The organism is Acidithrix sp. C25, from assembly GCF_904848545.2.
Window position 1 is genome coordinate 737,139 of the sequence record NZ_CAJHCI020000001.1, and the last position, 16,663, is coordinate 753,801.

The following is a 16,663-nucleotide window of genomic DNA, read 5'->3' on the forward strand; positions in this document are numbered from 1 at the left end:
TCATGAAGCGGGCCGTCATAGTTGAAATAGTGCGTACTCCATTTGCAAAGGCCCGCGAAGGCGGTGCACTCGAGGGTATCCATCCAGTAGACCTGCTAGCAACCTGTCTTGAAGCAATAGTTGATCCAAGTGGTATTCAATCCAATTTGATCGACGACGTAATAGTTGGGTGTTCTCTACCAGCGGCTGAGCAGTCCGGCAATATCGCGAGAAATGCGGTACTAGCCGCGGATATTCTGAGGATGTCCCCACAGTCTCTATCGATCGTAAATGCGGTTCATTCCAACAAGCGATACACTTTGCAGCACAAGGAGTAATGGCTGGCGCTTATGACGCGGCAGTGGCCGGGGGCGTAGAGATGATGGGACTTTTGCCTATGAAGGCGAACCGGATGGGAAAAGACGAAAAGGGTCCGCGCTTTCAAACGCGTTATCCGGCCGGACTTATCCCCCAGGGTGTTTCAGCCGAGCTCATAGCTTCTAGATTTGAAATCTCGCGCGATCAGTTGGATGAGTACTCTCTACGGTCGCATCTCCTGGCTCAAAGTGCCATCACCGAAGGATCTAAACTACAAGATATTATCCAAATTGAAAATCAAGGACGTGTAGTCCAAAAGGACGAGGGAATTCGTCCCAATTCGACCCTGGAAGCATTGTTATCGCTTCGCCCAGCCTTCTATACACCTGAGATGGCAGAGCGGTTCCCCGAGATCTCTTGGTGTCTCACCGCCGGTAACTCTTCGCAGATCTCAGATGGAGCAGGGGCTGCATTGATAGCAAGCGAAGCCTTTGCTAAAGAAAATGGCCTCATCGTAAAAGGATATTTGACTAGTTTTTCCGTTGTGGGCGATGATCTCATCATGATGCTGACTGGAGTGATACCAGCTACTCAAAAACTCTTGAAACGGGCAGGTCTGGAGATAAAAGATATCAATCTTTTTGAGGTTAACGAGGCATTTGCCTCGGTGGTTCTTGCTTATCAAAAGAAGTTAGATCTTCCTCTCGACTCTCTCAATGTCAGTGGTGGAGCGATTGCTTATGGCCATCCTGTGGGTGCATCAGGAGTTCGTCTTTTCGCTCAGCTGATAGATGACCTTACTCGACGCGGCGGAGGAAGAGGGGTTGTAACAATGTGTGAAAGTGGAGGAATGGCAAATGCAACTTTGGTTGAGGCGTTAGGTAAATGATCGACTTTGGACGATATGGAGCGTTAAATAATGCTTGAGGGTGCTTTCAACTTTCGGGACTTGGGAGGAATCACAACCTCCGACGGCAGACAAATTGTTTCCGGTCAACTTTTTCGTAGCGATAGCTTGCAGGAGCTAACCGACAACGATGTCAAGATTGTCAGCGAGGATCTTAAAGTGCGATGCGTTCTCGATCTCCGTTCGACTCAAGAGGCAGTATCGGAAGGTCGAGGTTTACTTGGGCGGCGACCATTATGTTATGTCAACCTTCCACTCATCGATGTGGATAGCCCTCACGGTGAACCTGGGGAATTGACCGTAAATCAATACCTCGATCACTTGGAGTCAGATGAGAATTTGTTTTGGCTATAAACCTATTAGGTTCGCTGGTTTAACATCCAACTGTGGTTCACTGCGCGGCAGGTAAGGATCGAACTGGTGTCCTTGTAGCCCTGGTACTCTTTCTGATAGGCGTACCGGAAGAGGCAGCTGCGCTCGATTATTTGAAGACTGCGGAAAATATGGATCGAGTAGTTCAACGATTTAGGACTTGGCCGCGCTATGCCAATAATATGGAGAATCTCCCTGAGGAGATAGATAGGTGTGAGCCCAGAACGATCGAGACTTTCCTAAGAGTGCTAAATTCTCGCTATGGTGGAGCACATGAGTGGGTACTACAAAAGGGTGTCTCTGTGGATGCGATAGAGCAGCTCGGCGCTAGCCACTCTGTTGGGTTTTACCTTTCCGATTTTCTCATTGTTTTTTTAGAGAGCGAAAGCTGCCTATTTTGCAGTTATGATCGTTGGCAGTACACCTGAATGTTGGGTAATTCATCGACTGTGCAATTTTGATAGGTCTTCAGACTTAATTTGACAATCAATTAGGCGACCTGAGGAGGACAACATCTGTTTAACAGCTGGTAGGACTTCTAGGGGTACACAAATTAGGTTGCTGTAAGCCTTGGCCGAGTTTCGAAGCCTCCTGTAACTCTGAATTTTTTGATCTTTAGTTGAGTGAATGCAAAGGTTTGCGCTAATTATGGACGCGATGAAAGCTTGGTTTGGGATTTTGGGACATTGTCAATCGGGAAAGCGGTGACTGTCAGTATGGATTGCACGTTTGTCCTATTCTTCGGCTGAAGGTCTTTTATACCTTAGGGTCATAAGACGTTATTGCTCGATTAACAGCAAGACCAATAACGATATCACTATCGTTGCGCAACGGACAATTAAAGAACGGAACGATTATCTCTATGGTATAGGACCTGAGCAGTAATCGCAACTACAGTTTAACTTTCCACCGTTAAATCTGAAGACCCAGAAACCTGGATGCGGTTAGATCTCAGTTATCGAAGCTCGTCTTACCAACAAGACGTAGTAGCAGAAGAATCCGACAAACGGCTGCACTCGGTAATACGGAGATAGACGAGCTTTCATCGCCATGTAATTGTTAAAAAATGCTTTTTCATCTTTAGATCGCCAGCAATGGATAATGCTGTGCGAGTGGGCGAAAAGACGCCATCCCAACAGGGGAGCCAAATAGATAAAGAAGATGCACATCATAATCGTCGCCAACCAGATTTGGGTCTCATGTTGCGGAGCCTCTTAGGCGGGTGTCAGACCGTCCTCGCAACTGGTGGTGCCACGGACCAGCTGCGGTCTCGATTCACGCTTGTCATCTCTCGTTCGAACGTGATAGCCGAGAGACTGCTCATAGTTATTGGACAGTCTTGATTCGATCAACTATTAGACACGGGACAACCTCATCCTCGCACAGGTGATAGCTAGCGCAGATGCGGTGGTAGCCGTCGGCGACCCAGAGCGGCGCACCTCGCACCAGTAGTACGGGGGAGAGTTTCTCGCCGGACTTCACCTTGTCCAGATCCTTTTCCACTTCGTGGTCATCGGCGCCCAAACAGGGCAGGCCGCTGGCCCGAAGGAGGTCCTTTGCCGCAAAGTGGTCGATCTGCGAGCTCGCTTTTAATGCCTTTACGATTTTCTTTGCTTCGCGGGGATCGGTCAAGAGAGACAAATAGTTGAGTGCTGCTGGATAGTCCTTGTCCTCTGGCTCTTCCTTCCAGTTCTCTGTTTTCATATGGTCCTCCTATTTTTCGGGCAAATCGGTGATAAGTTCACCCTGAAGTGAGCTGAGACCTGCGTTGTATGGACACTGTATTTGGAATCACGGGGAATTCTTCAGATTCGATCACCGAAATTCCCTAGGGCGACCAACCTGCGACGTGGATTTAAAGAAGTTTATTGAAAACAGCTTAACGGATCCAATGTCTAGAGTCAACTAGTTCCCCTAAAAGTCTCTCTACCAGATGCTCAATCAACCTCTAAAGGCGTAACGAAGCGCTATTTGCCACCGTCCAAGCCCCGGCATGGTAGATGTTTCGATTAATAATTAGTTGTTTATCGGTGACCTGTAGAAGGTCGGCGTCCGAGGAGAAGATGCGGCAGAGTAGTCAAAGGAGGTCCGCTGCGGTTATGAGTGATCCTCCCTGCTCTAGCACGGCCCGACAAACTGGCGAGGAAGCGCTTCTCTGAAGCGCGTACCACCTCTGGAGAGCGCTCGAGTTTGTGCTACTCTGCGAATTAGCCCCGGTTGGATCTGCTTGCAAGCAGAAGTCATCCACAACGACACAACCGATGGCTGCGATCAAGTCGACCTAGAGAGAGCAGGCATCGCGACCAACGTGGTCCGACTCGCTAGGTTCTTGGTAACGCCGAGTTTATTCCCGACCCTCAGCGCAACTGGCGAGGGATAACGAGCGTCGACGAATGTAAGGCTGTTGTGAAGTTCGGCCTGCTCTTCGACCTCGACTCCGCGCCAGGCGGTTTAGTAGTTAGCTTCGACGAGTGCGATCAACTTGAAGCGCTGAACTCGCAATTTGCGACTTATGGCCCAGGGCGACCAGATTGGAAGAGTCAGATTCCGTTCGAAAAGCATCGGTGATTAATTCGGGCTTGGAGTGCAGAACCAATTTAGTGTCGGCGTATTCAATTAGTCCGGCAGTCATGAGCTTCCAATATCGAACTTCTTCGAGCAGGAGACAAGATTGATCCAATGGAGTGCAGTGTCGTGATAGACCGCTCAACGAGCGATTAAATTGATCGTCTCAAGTGCGTTCGTCTGAATCTCTAATAGTCAGTGGCGTGGCCGTCAAGGTGTTATGGCGAATTTTGCGGCTAGAAGTTGAAATTTGATACTGAAACGGTACCATAGGGATATGGCTTTGACCCTTAGAACAGATGCAATTCTTGAGCATGCGCTCACCGCACTCTCGGAACTCGAAGGAATCTCTCGTCAGGAGGTGATCCGTCGGGCAGTGCTCGACCGCCTTGAGAGGAATGGTCATCGTGCACGAGTTGATGAGTCGACGGAGCGCTTGTTGGCACGTTGGAGCGACGTCTTGGAGCGACTTGGTTCATCGTGAGTTTGAATACCTCGAGCTTGAGGAACTCTTCATGATGATTAGAAGGCTCGATATTGGCCCGATTCGTGATGTGGGATTGTTGGACTCGGCAATAAATAGGCCACGTTCTCGGTTTCATGGCGAGGAAGCATATGCAACTTTTAGTTTCAAGGCAGCTGCACTCCTTCAATCCATAACAAAGAATCATGCCCTAACAGATGGTAACAAACGTCTCGCATGGCTCAGCACTGTAGTTTTTTGCGATCTGAACGGCTACGCACCCTAACTTGGTGACGACGATGCATTCAAGCTTGTCTATGAAATTGCAAGTTCAAGATTTGACGTTGAAGAAATTTCCCAACGACTTAGTCTCAAGCCACTGATCTAAAAGTTACATTCACCAACAATCTATCGATGTGTCTAAACACATGAGCCCATGTCGGAGCCTTGTAGGTCGGCCGCCCAAGGCACGTTCGCATAGCTTAACGCGTGAAAATGTGGGCAGAAATGTGGGCAAGACAGGATAGCCGAGACAGGGAGAACCGGTTCCTTCAAGCATCCAATGCCTAAGATAAGCCATTAGCTAAGCGTTGAATGTATCGGATTACTTTGGTTGTCTCGTCAGGGCCACCTTGATCGATCCACATTATGACGCCACAATCTCGGGAGGCGCTTCTGCCCGGGATGATTCACAGGACAGTAGACGGCCCCTTGAGCCCGGTGTACCCGTGTGCTTGAGTCCGGGAGAGATGGACGTCGTCTCTGCGATAGCGTGCATTCGGTAGGACTCGGTCGGCGTTGACAGGGTCCCGAAGCTTGATTAGTCAGCAATCGCGTTTGAAGATCGATGATTTGCTCAATCCTGCGCATTCATGCATCGATGCTATCGAGGGAGTTGGCCGAGTTGTCTTCGAGGTCGGCGATGGCGTTGGGAGTCGTAGAATTAGGAGCCTTTACTCCAAGTGGGATCCGACGTTTGTCTGCAAGACCAACCATGAGCAGATGAATGGCGCATATTCCTGCGAAACTTGCCACCCATTCTCGCTGAAATGTGCCACCCCTTAAGAGGGCGTAGAATGGACTCAGGAACAATGGATCCCAGAAGGCCTTGGGCGCAATCTATCGGTGATCCAAAACCAACCCACCGAAGGTGCCACACGCCCAATAGGCGAGAACCGAAAGGGTACTGCGCCCACGCACGCAAGTCAGGAGCCCCAGAGCAATCCGGCCCATGGCCTCTTCGTCAAATAAACGTAATGCCTTTTTTTAACCCTTGGTACTTGCTAAAATGTCTGGGGAAGAGTACAATTAATATTATCACTCCAGAACCTCGGTGATTTCTACCGAGGAGGACGGCATGAGTGAAAATACAATAATTCCCGACGACGGGTCATTAGACGCTGCCGAAAGCATGATTCAAAGCCAGTGGAACCAGTTCGTACATCCCGTTCTTTCGGTCGACTGGGGATCGTTGCCTACATTCCTAGCCCCCACTCCACCGAGTTCGACCGACCAAACCGACTCTCCGCGTCAAAGCAGGGCACGACGCTTTCGGATCCGTAGAAAAAACGGTCGGGACGGCCAGTTGAAACCCCCAGTGTAGAGCAATGCCCTTGGCCGATAGTGATCTCACTCGTGGAACCCATGGTCGGCCCGCTTCGCCTTACTTTATGAGCAGATTCAGACCCTCCGTTGGGCAGTTCGAAGCGCCGGTGAGGTGGTGGTTGAGGATTTCGGTCCTCCAACCCAAGAGCGTCCTGTCCAAAGTGACGATCTCCGGCACCTCCTCGACAAGACAGTCGGCGATCGTCTTGTCGAGGAGAGTGGCGGCGGTTGGGGGATTTGTCGCTATCATAATGTCCCCATTGAACTGCCTTTCTAGCTCAGCAAACCATCGTTGCGATGGTTTGCTGAGCTAGATGACCGTTTCAACCTGTCTCACAAGTGTCATCCACATCTCTCTTCAGAGACATTCATGATAACCGTGACGGCAAGATTACGACCACGCCTGTCTTCTTCATTGGATTGGTAGGTTTATTTGATGAATGTCGTTCTCTTTGAGTAGTTCAAAACGCTTACCGCTTGAAGTGGCCAAAACAGGAGATGCTGATAAACCAGCCAAGGCGATGTTCATTTTGACTCCGGCTTTGAGGCACGTCACTTCTAGAGAGCTATTCCTGATAATCTGTCAGTCTTTGAGTACGACGTTATATGGTTCTGAATCGTCCACTTTCTCTGGGTAGGATCACAGAAGGCAAAGGAGCTACAGTCATGGTTTACAGAAGTCCTAATGCGCTGGAGCAAGCACTCATCGAGCGTTTTTGCAACATGAGGAGACTCCCTCGATGGAGCCAGCAGCTATTGAGAATCTCGTGACGGGCACGGTCGCGTTGAGAGGTCATCGTGTCTACTGAACGTCTAATCGATATCTTCACTCTCATGGCAAACCACGAGAGTGAAGATCCCCATGGCTCGTCACTCTGTTCCGTCGCGAAAGAGATAACCGAACTGAGTGGCGCCGGCATTTCCATTACTTCGGAGGACGGCGGCCAAGAACAACTTTGCGCGAGCAATGACGTAGCGCAAGGTTTATTGGACCTCGAGATGACTTTCAATGAGGGACCGGGACACGATGCGAGCCAGAACGGCACGGCCAGCGAAGTCTCTGACCTCATGGGCGAAGGCGGGCAGCGTTGGACGTTCTATTCGCCCGAGGCGGTCAAGCTCGGAGCTCGAGCGGTCTTTGGCTTCCCCATCCATATTGGGGCAGTTGTCTTTGGCGCCTTGAGTCTGTACCGCGACAGCACGGGGCCGCTCAGCGAGGAGCAGTCCTCAAGTGCCTATCTCATGGCTTCGGTCATCGGCCGCGCTGTTCTGGTGATGCAAACCGGTGTCCCCAGAGGCGCCATCGCCAACGAACTCCAGGGCCAGTCCACCTTTGATTTCTCCGTGCACCAAGCCTCGGGGATACTTTCGGTGCAGGCTAAGCTTTCGGTGAAAGACGCCCTGATCATGCTTCGCGCACACGCGTTTGCTGTGGATATATCTCCATCCGAACTCGCGCATCGAATCATCGACCGTGGCACTCGGTTTGACTTTCAGTCTAGGGTCTGGCTAGAAACAGACCCGAAAAACAGGGAATACGAGGAATATGGGAATTAGTGTAGAGGCATCCGGTAGTTCATCCTCAAGGGTCGCCGACCGTTCTTGGGGGAACCCAGCAAGACGAGGGAATTATGAGTAGAGAATCACTGATAGTCAGCACGCTGGTCGAGTTGGCCGACAATCTCGTTGACAGCTTCGACATCATCAACATTCTCACGACCCTGAGTGATCGCTGCGTCGAAGCCTTGGAGGTGGACGCCGCTGGGGTCTTGCTGGCTTCACCCGGTGGAGAACTGCAGTTCGTAGCTTCCTCGAGCGAATCGATGCGCGTGCTTGAGCTCTTCCAGATCCAAACGAATGAAGGTCCGTGCATGGACTGCTACCGGAGCGGTGTAGCCGTAGTGAATGTGGCCCTCAGCGAGGCGAACGGACGTTGGCCGCTCTTTGCACCGCGAGCAATCAAGCACGGCTTCCACTCGGTGCACAGCCTTCCCCTTCGACTGCGGGGACGTACCATTGGCGCTCTCAATCTCTTTCGAACATTGCAGGGACCGATGGAAGACGGAGACATTGCCGCCGCGCAAGGCCTCGCTCACGTGGCGACCATCGCCATCCTTCAACACCGCGCGATGCTCGACGCCACCTCGCTCAATGAGCAACTCGATCACGCTCTCACCAGTCGCATAGTCATCGAACAAGCGAAGGGCATCATTGCCGAAGCGACGCAGTGCAGAATGGACCAAGCGTTTGGGCGACTCCGTGCTCATTCACGCAATCACAACGAAGGTATCACTTTGGTCGCCTCGGCCATCGTGGCGGGAACGCTTCAAGCGAATGATTTGGACAATCCGACGTAACGAAGTTCGGGGTACTGTGGAGAGTTCGCAAGATGTTTCGCATCATACTGCCAGCCTCTGAGATCCGAATTGACGAGTTTGCGACCAAGCATTAGTGTCTCATTGAGTTGGTCTTGCAGGCTCAGCTACGCCGATCTTTTTGTGTAACTGTGATGCAGGCGCCACTTCTTACATCGAACTTCTCCAGAGTGCGACTATGCAATGAGACGTTCGCTCCATCGCCTTGGGCGAGGCGTGTCAATATAGAAACCGAGGCTGTAGGATTACGAGAGTGGAAGGTACGCGTGAATGGATTTGTCACTCTTTTTACGATCGGAGCGTTCCCCGCGTCGAGACTGCGACTACGGCGAGGTCACTTGCGCCGTGATCGACCCGTTCGCTCGTGAAGTGACCCACCTCGTCTTCGAGCCCACATAGCGCCAAAAGCTCGGTCGACGGGTGCTGCTCTTACCTATCGAATCCTCGAACGACGGGGTGCTTCGGTGCAAATGAACGAGTTCGAGCAACTTGAGTTATCTCTTCTATGCCTACCGTTACTGAGCTGGATCTGTTCTTCGTTCTACCATAGTTTCGATGGTCGGGGAGTCCCTTCGGTATGAGGGTCGTCGGGTGTTATCCACATCCATTCATGCAGCGAAAGGTGGTCTCCTTCAAGCACTAGTGTGTCCATGTGTCGCTGATTGCCCCTTGATCAAACCTCTTCGCTGCAATTGCTACGCATGACCGAGGATTCAATGCTGGTGTTGGGGGTCATGAAATCACTCGCCGACAGGTTTATGTTCATCAATATGTTGGGAGTTCGTGGGTAGCTTTGCTGCCAATCCCCAAGTTGGGGTATCGCCTGCTCTCGGACACAGCGGTTGATCTCCACAATGAAACCGGTCTCTTCCATGAATGGAAGGAATGCCTGGGGACTGAGTAGCCCTCGTTCGGGGTGTTGCCAACGAATTAGCGCTTCGAATCCGGTTATTTCTGCCACTCTCGAGCGCAACTATGGCTTCTGTCTCCCACGAGCGCCGCGCCGGTCCACGTGCAGATTCCAGGCTTTGACAACGATTGGGAGCGAGATGACTCGATGAGCACCCTCACCATTCCGGGAGAGGTCGAATAGGAGCCGTAGGGTTGGCTTGTGCGTATCCAACTGGTGGAATTGCTCACCAAATGGGACTCTGGACCCCGCTTACCTATGCCGCTTGTAAGGTAGCAGTTTGCTCGAACCGAGTCGGCGATAAATGATTGATGTTCGAATGTCTACGCTTCTGGTTGGACCACTGGATCGAAACAAAGATTGCGGTTCTTGCTTCCTCTCGAGTGCTAATGTCGGTTCGGTATACGAGTTCTTTATTGCATGGCCGCTAACACACCAGATAAGATGAGAACCGTCTTCGTTGTGCTACCGGGGGTCTCAGACAAACTGGTATCGGTTAGCTGAGGTCTATTTCTCCGTTTTGGCTTCTGCCGAGCAAGACGAGACGCTTTGGGCTATCAGCTGCATTGAAGGCATTAGTTCTCTCAAGTTGCATAGTTGCTGTTGTTTTGTCAGTGAAATCAATACTGGACGTATAGTCATGAGCGAACCGCAGGGCTTTGATCAAGACGCTGGGGTCGTCATAGCGGGTGAGTTGACGCAAAGCTCCAAGATAGTCATCTCTGAACACGATGGGGATAATGATTCGTGATTGGTTACCAGCGACTAGTTCCGCGTTCATCATTACTCTTGCAGCTCGCCCGTTTCCATCATCGAATGGATGGACCTCAGAAACCAGAAACATGGTAAACACGGCACGCTCCCATGCTGTATCGAGTTCCGCTAGACGAGCAAAGCCTGCACGTAGCGTTCCCTCTGCTAGATCGGGTCGTACAAATACGGAGTCGCCCGCGCGGTTAGCAACTTCTTTCAGTCTCCCAGGGTTCTTTTCCGGTCGCCCAGCGAGAATAATTGAGTGACGATAGCGGAGCAACTCCACGAACTGCTCCCCCGAAGTTGCCACGCTTGACATCTCTATCAGGTCGTTGACAACCTGGTAGGTACCAGTAAGGTCGTGTCCATCTTGGGTTCTGCCATAAGGGACCTTGCCCTCATACACGAGATCAGTAGCTTCGTCTAGTTCGAATTCGGTCCCTTCTATATAGTTTGAAAAGTAGGCTTCGAAAAACGGAAGACAGCTCCAGCGTGGGTCGTTGGGGTCTGCTGGGTGGTTTTGCGGCAGGCTGCGATGCAATGCTTGAGCCAAAAGATCGAACCTTTTAACTCGATCCGCATCGTATGGAAACCCGCGTTGTCGAGCAGCTAGCGCTTGAGAACCCGTACGAATAGTCCTAGTACCAATCGCTGCACCAATCATCTGTTCTAATCGATCGATGCCAGCTGCTGGCACATCGAGATCTCTGGCCATAGCTTTAGCTCGATCTCGATAGTTACGTAGATGATCCTCCCCATCTATGCGAAGTAGTCGATCAACCCAGTCGGCCAACTCATTATCGGTGAACGCACGTCGCGGGCGATTTCTTACCGCTCTCGCTGGGCGAGTATTCTCCGCTAGGGCTCGCCATCGCGATGCCTGGTACAAACCGCCAGGGAGTTCAATATCTCCCTCTAGCGGTCCAGGCCCTTCTCGAGCCAACACCATAAGACCTGGAAGCTGTACTATACGGGCCTCAACCGGACGAACAAGGTAGAGTACTCCATCAACCGGACCACCCGAGGCAGCTGACCTGTCGCTGATCACGGCATCTGGCATGAGGTGGCCTACGATGGTCTGCCACTCTCGCTCCACTACTCCCGTCACATCATTTACCTCTTGGGTGTAGATCCCAGGAGCGATACGGACAAGTTCGCCTCGTTGAACACGACGGCTTAGCGTCGACGCTGGTTGATCAGTAGCGAACACGATGGAGTTAGCCATGCTTAAACTTTCATTATGCGTAGTTATTACCCGCTTAGCATAGCAGAGGTGGAAGAATATCCCATCCTAAGAATGAATACATCGCCGTATCCCGGCTTCGGCAATGCGAAGAGTCATCGGTATATCATGAGAGGCGCTATCTAAACTTGGATTCATATGCGTCCAGAAGCTCAGACGTATGTTGCAGCAAACAAGGAGGTCAGATGACATAGACCGAGCGACAGGCTCACGATAGCTAGCCGGTGAGAGTCCGGTCCAGGGAGACGCCAGAGTCCTTGTTAGAGAAGCCCCCGGTTTGGATAGAGATGTCCGGGTCGAAGCCGGGTGGATCAATATCCGAAATCTCATTACCCCTGACTACCAGGGAGTTTATGTATGTAATCTCTTTGAAACCTGACGCGGCGCCAGGAGGTGTCCCAGATGCTGGGTCATAGCAGGAGGAAGTGTCTGCTTACTTACGCTGGGCAGCACGGTCTATTTTCAGTTGGTTGAACAGGGCACCAAGCTAGGCATTACTTTGCCAGGGGCCACAGGGCTCGGCCTCATCAACGGCCGAAGTCTCAGTCCAGTATGACTGAATTCTTTCCCTGGCCCTGGGAGCGCTGCGTGTTGATCCAACTGCTCATGCCTGGTACTCTTTGTTGTCAAAGGAGGCGTGGATGCACGTGATCACCCGAAAAGAGGAGGAACGGATCGTCATTAGCGACGATATCGTGATTACCATTGTGGAGTCGAAGCGGCGGTCGGTTCGAATTGGGATCGAAGTTCCCACCGAGATCAGGGTTCAGCGGAACCAGGAGTAACCAGTGTCAGTCGAGGCGCGACTATGGAGTTGATCTCGCCTGCCTTCCACCCCGTCGATCAAAGTCAAGTTCTGGGTCGGGCTCGGACTGGCGACATGTCCATTTCATAATATCCCCATTGAACTGCCTTTCTAGCTCAGCAAACCATCGCAACGATGGCTTCCATGAACGACGATCGCCCAACATGACCTGCCGGCTGGGGCGGCCATCACAGCCGCCCGGCACGGTTATTTCGAGATGCTCTGGATTGACCCTGGACGATTGCAGCGATGAGAACGCAACAGATGTCTTGGTGTACTCTGCGTTCTAATTCTCAAGTCCAGGCCGATTCCTCATGCCAAATCAACCCCCAGATTGGAAACCGCGGTATCCTGACCCCTAACTTCGTCCGCGCCTCTCTCAGGCAATCCGAGGTAACCACCCGATACGCCGATATAGCGGTTGACAACTCGACTAGTCCCTGAGTCCCTGAGTCATAGGTGCTCAAGCTCCAGACGCAGGGTCTCTACCGTCCACGTCGGAAGTCCGCATCCGAGAAAGTCACCGTCGCGAGTAAGGATGCCAGCATCCATGGTCATGGCTAGCGCGACAGGAGCCCAATCCTTCGGATCTTGTGGCACTCGCCGAAGTGCAAGTTCCTTCTTCTCCTCGTAGGCAGAAGAAGGAATGATTTCAATGGTGCGGCTGGTGAAGAGTTCATCAACGTCGCCTAACAGCAGATCGACTTGTGCTTGGCTCAAATGACCATGGCCCACAATCTTCTTGGCCCGTTTCGGTAGTTCGTGTTGAGTCTCTTCCCATTGGTCTTGAGCGATGACGCTGCGTAACTGCGGATGGCGGAACAAATCGCGTCCTCGTTTGCGGAGCAGCTCTGCAGCGAGCACGCTCGTATCGACCACCACAATCAATTGGCTCTCCTAACCCTCATGTGGGTCACCAAGACCCCATAACTGATAAGTAACGCCTGTACGATAAGAACTTTTGGGTCTTTAAAAGCATTGAATGAAACCTGCACGGTTTGTGACCTCTAAATTTGAAGTTACTAACACACAGATTTAGGAGATCTAACCGTGCACGCTAACTCTCTAGTCAAGCAGTTGCTTGACGTTAAAGGTGTCATTGTCAACGATATTTTTATCTCAAAAGATGAAATTGTTGTAGATGTCAAACTTGCACGATCCAAGCTCGCATGTCCAAAGTGTTGTTGAATAAGCCGTAAATTCAAAACAAAATACCGCTACGACATCAGAACTTATCAACTCTCGCTGGAGACATCTTGACATGGGAATACGTCGTACTTGGATCTCTTGTGCCCTACGGAGACCGAAATGCCCCAATCATGGAGTAATCACTGAGTCAGTGCCATTTGGGTGACCGGTATCGTAAATCTCGCTTCACGAGAGACTTTGAACATCTAGTTGCCGGCTCAACCGCAAAGATGGATAAAACAACAGTTACGAAGCTCACCCGGATTGCTCAGAAAACAGTTGGTACGATCTGTGAGAGAGTAGTAGCCAAAGAGATCGATCCAAAGCGACTAGAGAAGCTCTCAATAATAGGGGTAGATGAGATTGCCTATCGTAAACACCATAAGTACATAACCCAAGTTATTTAGAGCCCGTAACAGATCATGAAACTGGAAAGATCGTCTATGGAGCAGAAGGAAAAAGCGCTAAGAGTCTAGATGGGTTCTTATGTGAGCTTGGTTCGCAACGTTCCAAGCTCTCACACAAGTAGCAACAATGGACATGGGACCAGCTTTTGCTAAAGCTTTCGCTGATCGCACACCAGATACTCAAATCGCACTCGATCCTTTTCATGTCGTTAAATTGGGCACTGAGTCCCTGGAGGAGGTAAGATGCGACCTATGGCGCCAGCTGAGAAAACTTCCTACTCCAGATTACGCCCGTAGGTTTGTGAGTGCAAGATGGGCATTACTAAAGAATCCTGGTGATTTGACTCAACGCCAAAATGAGACTCTACGTCAAATAAAGTCAACCGCTGCAATACTCCTAAAGCCCTTAGAGATGAAAGAATCCCTAAGAGGGATATTCGGTAGTGGATTATCCAATGACGAAGTAGCTGAGTTCTTGGATTCCTGGTGTGCTCGTGCTTCACGATCACAGATACCTAGCTTTGTCAGATTGTCAAAGACAATTCGAATCCATAAAGCTGGAATTATGGCTGCTATTGAGCCCCCTAGCTTGAAAAGGGTGTCTCTAATGGAAGGCTTGAGGGTCTAAACAATATATTAGATCCGCCATTGCTAGATGCTATGGTCTTCACTCTGCAAAATCAACACTTGGCTTGGTGATGCTTTCATGCGGTCCGATTGATCTCAAGCTCCCCTACGAAAGGGTTGCTTGATCCACATCTATGTTAGGAGAGCCAATCATTCAGGCAACTGTCGCCGGAGGTCGAACAGCTGCGCCAGCTCCTCTTCGGACATACCCGTGTCTTCGAGGACCTTCTCTACCGTGACGCCCAACTTGGCAATAGCACGACGCACTTCGTCCTGATCACGTTCGAGCGGGATATAAAACCCAATCACCTGACCGTGCTTGTTCACGGCAACCGGATCGGAGCCGGAAAGGTAGGTGCTTGCATTGTTGCGAAATTCACGAACGCCGACGCTTTTGAGTTTGCCCATTGTGTCTCCTTTGTGTACACAGTATAGCGCTTTATGGGCTGACCGTCAATGGCCCGGTTGTCCCTTTCATAATGTCCCCATGGAACAACCTCTCTAGCTCAGCACACCATCGTTGCGATGGTTTCCCAAACCAGAATGCCGCTTCAACCTGTCTCACAAGTGTTATCCGCATCTCTATTCAGGATCCACTGGACTTAACCCGCTGAGCCGGGAGTTCTTCGATGGGGGTCGAGTGGCGGGGAGGAACTTCCCCTCCCCGCTCTCACAGAACCGTGCGTGAACCTCTCAATTCACACGGCTCCTAGCGAACCGACTTTTGGTATTACCCCAAATGACCAGTGAGCCCAAAGATTGGGTTCACGTTCGGCTATTTGAGATAGGTATTTCCAAGCATTTGCTCGTATGCTAAGTCGCCTGTACTTTTTGCGTGCCCATCTAATCAAATAGATATTGATACGACGGAGGAGTTGGCCTAATCTGGATTTGTAGAAGCGTCCATAGTAGTTGATCCAGCCTAAGATCACCGGGTTGTAAAGCCTGGCGAGTTCGGCTATGGTTTGGCCTGTTTGGAGGTGAATACGAAACCGCCTAAGTTCTCTGCCCATTTCTTCTACCGCTTTATCTGAAGCCGCTGGCAGGAAGTTGTTAAACTGCTGCTTGAACTTATTGCGGGCGTAGCGTGGTGCAAAGGTAAATCCTAGAAAGTCAAAGCGTATTTGTTCGAACTCTCCTTTACGGTTGGAGTCCTTACAATAGACGATTTTGGTCTTTTGTGGATGTAACTCCAACTTGACCTGCGTCATTCTCTGACCTATAGCCTCTAGGATCTCTTCGGCTCGTTTCTTTGTTTCCACATGTACCAAAAGGTCATCCGCGTATCGTTCAAACGGGGCATAGGGTAAGTTCTTTACCATCCATTTGTCAAAAGCGTAATGTAAGAACAGATTCGCCAAAATCGGAGAAATCACCCCGCCTTGGGGTAATCCTTGCTCTCGATCTATTAGTTGTCCATCTTTGTTTTGCATTGGAGCTTTCAACCAACGTTTGATGTAGAGAATTATCCATGGCTCTGATACGTGCATAGAGACAGCTTTTAGCAGCAGTTCATGATCTATTGTGTCGAAGAAGGCCTTGATATCTAGATCAATGACCCAATCGTACTTCCAACATCTCTTGCGTGCTTTTTCAATGGCATCATGGGCTGAGCGATTCGGCCTGTAACCATAGGAGTCTTCGTGGAAGACCTCTTCCAATCTTGGCTCTATGTAGGCTTTAGCTACCCCTTGGGCGATGCGATCTTTGACGGTTGGAATACCTAGGATTCTTTTACCGCCATCTGACTTGTCTATCTCGACATATCTAGTTGCCGCTGGAAAATAACTTCCAGAAGCCATTCGATTCCAGAGTTGGTAGAGATTGTTCTTTAGATCCATCTCAAAGACTGAGATGGACTGCTTATCAATCCCTGGTGCTCCTCGATTGGCTTTTGCCTCTTTGTATGCTTTAAGTACGACGTACTTGTCTTTTGTCAAAAGCTTTTTCTTGTCGTGGTCTTGTCATTTGATCCCTCCCCCTCAACTTTTACCTTGAGAAGTTGTTCATTTGCCAATTACAACTAGATCTGCTGTTTACTCCATCTCTTTGGCTTACATCCTCATTACAAGGACTTCGTAGCTACTACGGGATGGTCCGCCCCCAATCCATAGGCATTTGGTACTTTCCCTCTTGTTGATCTGCA

20 protein-coding genes and 2 pseudogenes are annotated in these 16,663 nt (G+C 50.6%); 12 read left to right on the forward strand and 10 right to left on the reverse strand.

Going from position 1 to position 16,663, the window contains the following annotated elements:
• Positions 1–2: 2 nt before the first annotated feature.
• The 4 genes and pseudogenes from ACIDITHRIX25_RS89705 to ACIDITHRIX25_RS89720 all read left to right on the forward strand — a co-directional run bounded on the left by ACIDITHRIX25_RS89705 (position 3) and on the right by ACIDITHRIX25_RS89720 (position 2,919).
• Positions 3–1,186, forward strand: a pseudogene (locus ACIDITHRIX25_RS89705) (thiolase family protein).
• Positions 1,187–1,216: 30 nt separating this feature from the next.
• On the forward strand, positions 1,217–1,558 hold the full coding sequence (locus ACIDITHRIX25_RS89710; RefSeq protein ID WP_052606933.1) for a tyrosine-protein phosphatase: 342 nt from the start codon (positions 1,217–1,219) through the stop codon (positions 1,556–1,558).
• A 32-nt stretch (positions 1,559–1,590) separates the two neighbouring features.
• Positions 1,591–2,004: a tyrosine-protein phosphatase gene (locus tag ACIDITHRIX25_RS89715; protein ID WP_052606932.1), complete on the forward strand. Its 414-nt coding sequence runs from the start codon at positions 1,591–1,593 to the stop codon at positions 2,002–2,004.
• A gap of 678 nt (positions 2,005–2,682) precedes the next feature.
• Positions 2,683–2,919 (forward strand): hypothetical protein, encoded by a 237-nt coding sequence (locus ACIDITHRIX25_RS89720; RefSeq protein WP_201732516.1) that lies wholly within the window; start codon positions 2,683–2,685, stop codon positions 2,917–2,919.
• On the opposite strand, the gene ACIDITHRIX25_RS89725 is transcribed toward ACIDITHRIX25_RS89720, so the two are convergent.
• Entirely contained in the window at positions 2,903–3,280 is a 378-nt protein-coding gene (locus tag ACIDITHRIX25_RS89725) for a hypothetical protein (RefSeq protein ID WP_052606930.1), read from the reverse strand. The genes ACIDITHRIX25_RS89720 and ACIDITHRIX25_RS89725 overlap by 17 nt on opposite strands.
• Before the next feature lie 754 nt (positions 3,281–4,034).
• Positions 4,035–4,208 (reverse strand): hypothetical protein, encoded by a 174-nt coding sequence (locus ACIDITHRIX25_RS89730; RefSeq protein WP_160291903.1) that lies wholly within the window; start codon positions 4,206–4,208, stop codon positions 4,035–4,037.
• Between the two features lie 210 nt (positions 4,209–4,418).
• Between ACIDITHRIX25_RS89730 and ACIDITHRIX25_RS89735 the strand changes: the two genes are divergently transcribed.
• Together ACIDITHRIX25_RS89735 and ACIDITHRIX25_RS89740 are read left to right on the forward strand one after the other, a co-directional pair.
• Positions 4,419–4,625 (forward strand): ribbon-helix-helix protein, CopG family, encoded by a 207-nt coding sequence (locus ACIDITHRIX25_RS89735; protein ID WP_052606929.1) that lies wholly within the window; start codon positions 4,419–4,421, stop codon positions 4,623–4,625.
• Positions 4,626–4,656: 31 nt separating this feature from the next.
• Positions 4,657–4,890, forward strand: coding sequence for a type II toxin-antitoxin system death-on-curing family toxin (locus tag ACIDITHRIX25_RS89740; protein ID WP_201732517.1), 234 nt, complete (start codon positions 4,657–4,659; stop codon positions 4,888–4,890).
• A 584-nt stretch (positions 4,891–5,474) separates the two neighbouring features.
• Here ACIDITHRIX25_RS89740 and ACIDITHRIX25_RS89745 read toward each other — a convergent pair.
• The gene (locus ACIDITHRIX25_RS89745; RefSeq protein ID WP_160291902.1) at positions 5,475–5,639 is read right to left on the reverse strand and encodes a hypothetical protein; all 165 of its coding nucleotides are present in this window, start codon (positions 5,637–5,639) and stop codon (positions 5,475–5,477) included.
• A 322-nt stretch (positions 5,640–5,961) separates the two neighbouring features.
• Between ACIDITHRIX25_RS89745 and ACIDITHRIX25_RS89750 the strand changes: the two genes are divergently transcribed.
• The gene (locus ACIDITHRIX25_RS89750; protein WP_152626160.1) at positions 5,962–6,207 is read left to right on the forward strand and encodes a hypothetical protein; all 246 of its coding nucleotides are present in this window, start codon (positions 5,962–5,964) and stop codon (positions 6,205–6,207) included.
• A gap of 60 nt (positions 6,208–6,267) precedes the next feature.
• Here ACIDITHRIX25_RS89750 and ACIDITHRIX25_RS89755 read toward each other — a convergent pair whose 3' ends face one another.
• Positions 6,268–6,459, reverse strand: coding sequence for a transposase (locus ACIDITHRIX25_RS89755; RefSeq protein ID WP_052606928.1), 192 nt, complete (start codon positions 6,457–6,459; stop codon positions 6,268–6,270).
• Between the two features lie 548 nt (positions 6,460–7,007).
• Between ACIDITHRIX25_RS89755 and ACIDITHRIX25_RS89760 the strand changes: the two genes are divergently transcribed.
• Positions 7,008–7,766, forward strand: a complete 759-nt coding sequence (locus tag ACIDITHRIX25_RS89760) for a GAF and ANTAR domain-containing protein (protein WP_052606927.1) — start codon at positions 7,008–7,010, stop codon at positions 7,764–7,766.
• Positions 7,767–7,840: 74 nt separating this feature from the next.
• Entirely contained in the window at positions 7,841–8,566 is a 726-nt protein-coding gene (locus ACIDITHRIX25_RS89765; protein ID WP_201732518.1) for a GAF and ANTAR domain-containing protein, read from the forward strand.
• A 691-nt stretch (positions 8,567–9,257) separates the two neighbouring features.
• On the opposite strand, the gene ACIDITHRIX25_RS89770 is transcribed toward ACIDITHRIX25_RS89765, so the two are convergent.
• The 3 genes and pseudogenes from ACIDITHRIX25_RS89770 to ACIDITHRIX25_RS89780 form a co-directional block, all read right to left on the reverse strand.
• On the reverse strand, positions 9,258–9,545 hold the full coding sequence (locus tag ACIDITHRIX25_RS89770; protein ID WP_052607022.1) for an EAL domain-containing protein: 288 nt from the start codon (positions 9,543–9,545) through the stop codon (positions 9,258–9,260).
• 205 nt (positions 9,546–9,750) lie between these two features.
• A pseudogene (locus ACIDITHRIX25_RS89775) lies at positions 9,751–9,897 on the reverse strand (IS3 family transposase); the annotation flags it as partial.
• Positions 9,898–9,990: 93 nt separating this feature from the next.
• Positions 9,991–11,472, reverse strand: coding sequence for a Fic family protein (locus ACIDITHRIX25_RS89780; RefSeq protein ID WP_052607021.1), 1,482 nt, complete (start codon positions 11,470–11,472; stop codon positions 9,991–9,993).
• Between the two features lie 659 nt (positions 11,473–12,131).
• Here ACIDITHRIX25_RS89780 and ACIDITHRIX25_RS89785 point away from each other — a divergent pair.
• Entirely contained in the window at positions 12,132–12,275 is a 144-nt protein-coding gene (locus ACIDITHRIX25_RS89785; RefSeq protein ID WP_082058853.1) for a carbon storage regulator, read from the forward strand.
• Positions 12,276–12,748: 473 nt separating this feature from the next.
• On the opposite strand, the gene ACIDITHRIX25_RS89790 is transcribed toward ACIDITHRIX25_RS89785, so the two are convergent.
• Positions 12,749–13,177 (reverse strand): PIN domain-containing protein, encoded by a 429-nt coding sequence (locus tag ACIDITHRIX25_RS89790; RefSeq protein WP_200891332.1) that lies wholly within the window; start codon positions 13,175–13,177, stop codon positions 12,749–12,751.
• A gap of 464 nt (positions 13,178–13,641) precedes the next feature.
• Here ACIDITHRIX25_RS89790 and ACIDITHRIX25_RS89795 point away from each other — a divergent pair, with 464 nt between their 5' ends.
• Together ACIDITHRIX25_RS89795 and ACIDITHRIX25_RS89800 are read left to right on the forward strand one after the other, a co-directional pair.
• Positions 13,642–13,890 carry a helix-turn-helix domain-containing protein gene (locus ACIDITHRIX25_RS89795; RefSeq protein WP_052605479.1) on the forward strand — a complete coding sequence of 83 codons (249 nt, stop codon included), beginning with the start codon at positions 13,642–13,644 and terminating at the stop codon, positions 13,888–13,890.
• A 127-nt stretch (positions 13,891–14,017) separates the two neighbouring features.
• The gene (locus ACIDITHRIX25_RS89800; protein ID WP_283770396.1) at positions 14,018–14,518 is read left to right on the forward strand and encodes a transposase; all 501 of its coding nucleotides are present in this window, start codon (positions 14,018–14,020) and stop codon (positions 14,516–14,518) included.
• 149 nt (positions 14,519–14,667) lie between these two features.
• Here the strand turns inward: ACIDITHRIX25_RS89800 and ACIDITHRIX25_RS89805 are convergent, their stop codons facing one another.
• Both ACIDITHRIX25_RS89805 and ltrA read right to left on the reverse strand, forming a co-directional pair.
• The gene (locus ACIDITHRIX25_RS89805) at positions 14,668–14,925 is read right to left on the reverse strand and encodes a hypothetical protein (RefSeq protein WP_035391934.1); all 258 of its coding nucleotides are present in this window, start codon (positions 14,923–14,925) and stop codon (positions 14,668–14,670) included.
• Between the two features lie 290 nt (positions 14,926–15,215).
• On the reverse strand, positions 15,216–16,457 hold the full coding sequence (ltrA, locus tag ACIDITHRIX25_RS89810) for a group II intron reverse transcriptase/maturase (RefSeq protein WP_201732520.1): 1,242 nt from the start codon (positions 16,455–16,457) through the stop codon (positions 15,216–15,218).
• Positions 16,458–16,663 lie beyond the last annotated feature (206 nt).

What these genes read in the sequence shown, in the direction of transcription:
- ACIDITHRIX25_RS89710 (WP_052606933.1), top strand. Translation starts at nt 1,217, where the DNA reads ATGCTTGAGGGTGCTTTCAACTTTCGGGACTTGGGAGGAATCACAACC.
- ACIDITHRIX25_RS89725 (WP_052606930.1), bottom strand. Translation starts at nt 3,280, where the DNA reads ATGAAAACAGAGAACTGGAAGGAAGAGCCAGAGGACAAGGACTATCCA.
- ACIDITHRIX25_RS89730 (WP_160291903.1), bottom strand. Translation starts at nt 4,208, where the DNA reads ATGACTGCCGGACTAATTGAATACGCCGACACTAAATTGGTTCTGCAC.
- ACIDITHRIX25_RS89735 (WP_052606929.1), top strand. Translation starts at nt 4,419, where the DNA reads ATGGCTTTGACCCTTAGAACAGATGCAATTCTTGAGCATGCGCTCACC.
- ACIDITHRIX25_RS89740 (WP_201732517.1), top strand. Translation starts at nt 4,657, where the DNA reads ATGATGATTAGAAGGCTCGATATTGGCCCGATTCGTGATGTGGGATTG.
- ACIDITHRIX25_RS89750 (WP_152626160.1), top strand. Translation starts at nt 5,962, where the DNA reads ATGAGTGAAAATACAATAATTCCCGACGACGGGTCATTAGACGCTGCC.
- ACIDITHRIX25_RS89755 (WP_052606928.1), bottom strand. Translation starts at nt 6,459, where the DNA reads ATGATAGCGACAAATCCCCCAACCGCCGCCACTCTCCTCGACAAGACG.
- ACIDITHRIX25_RS89765 (WP_201732518.1), top strand. Translation starts at nt 7,841, where the DNA reads ATGAGTAGAGAATCACTGATAGTCAGCACGCTGGTCGAGTTGGCCGAC.
- ACIDITHRIX25_RS89780 (WP_052607021.1), bottom strand. Translation starts at nt 11,472, where the DNA reads ATGGCTAACTCCATCGTGTTCGCTACTGATCAACCAGCGTCGACGCTA.
- ACIDITHRIX25_RS89785 (WP_082058853.1), top strand. Translation starts at nt 12,132, where the DNA reads ATGCACGTGATCACCCGAAAAGAGGAGGAACGGATCGTCATTAGCGAC.
- ACIDITHRIX25_RS89800 (WP_283770396.1), top strand. Translation starts at nt 14,018, where the DNA reads ATGGACATGGGACCAGCTTTTGCTAAAGCTTTCGCTGATCGCACACCA.
- ACIDITHRIX25_RS89805 (WP_035391934.1), bottom strand. Translation starts at nt 14,925, where the DNA reads ATGGGCAAACTCAAAAGCGTCGGCGTTCGTGAATTTCGCAACAATGCA.